Below are 1009 nucleotides of genomic sequence, written 5' to 3' on the forward strand. Positions count from 1 at the left end.
CCCTGCCATAGCCCACCTGAATCCCTGGAGCCCCCATGCCCAACCCCACCCGTCCCCGGGTCCGCGCCACAGCTGTTCTGGCCGCCGGCGCCGGCCTCCTCCTTACCCTGTCAGCATGCAGCCCGTCCGCCGTCCCGGCCAGCTCCTCCCCCGCAGGAAACAGCGGAAGCGCCATGCCGGACGCCCACGTTCACGGGCTGAGCATCAGCACAACCGGCCAGGTGCTCCTGGCCACTCACGATGGCCTGTTCGACATCACGAAACAGCCCGCCGCCAAAATCGGCCCCACCAACGACCTGATGGGTTTCACCGGCGGCACCGACCACGGCGTCCTCTACGCCTCCGGACACCCCGGAGAGGGCTCCGACCTGGCCAACCCGCTCGGGCTGATCAGATCCACCGACGCCGGCAAAACCTGGGAAACGCTCTCCCGTCAGGGCGAATCCGACTTCCACGCACTCACCGCGACCAAATCCGGAATCGTCGGCTTCGACGGCGCACTGCGCACCAGCCCGGACGGGAAAACCTGGACCACGGAGGCCGCGGATTTCGTCCCGGCCGCCCTTGCCGGGAACCCCACCAGCGACACTGTCCTGGCAACCACCCCACAAGGGATCCACCGCTCAACGGACGGCGGCAGGACCTGGACCACCGTGGACTCCGGACCAGTGGTCCAGTTCGCCGCTTTCGCCAGCCCCGCCGAAGCGGCCGGAATCGAACCCGACGGGACAGTCCACACCTCGGCGGATGCCGGCGCGACCTGGACCCGAAAGGGCAAAATCCAGGACACGGTCCAGGCCGTGGCAGCAGTTAAGGGCGTGGAGACAAACCCCACCATCTGGGCCGCCACGGCCAGTGGGCTCGTTGTCTCCACCGACGGCGGAGTCACGTTCCGGCCCGCAGACGCCTCCTGACCGCGCGATGCGTGGCCCGTTCATGGTCCTGATGGGGGGATCCATCGTTTCCACCGCCATCGCGCTCTGAACCGCGCCTGACCGGCCGCGGCGGG

At 68.8% G+C, this 1009-nt stretch carries 1 protein-coding gene; it reads left to right on the plus strand.

Annotated elements, in window-relative coordinates; all coding sequences use genetic code 11:
* Nucleotides 1-35: 35 nt before the first annotated feature.
* On the plus strand, nucleotides 36-914 hold the full coding sequence (locus K789_RS0111895) for a F510_1955 family glycosylhydrolase (RefSeq protein ID WP_024366956.1): 879 nt from the start codon (nucleotides 36-38) through the stop codon (nucleotides 912-914).
* Nucleotides 915-1009: the final 95 nt, after the last annotated feature.

The sequence above is a fragment of the Arthrobacter sp. TB 26 genome, from assembly GCF_000427315.1.
GTDB lineage: Bacteria > Actinomycetota > Actinomycetes > Actinomycetales > Micrococcaceae > Arthrobacter.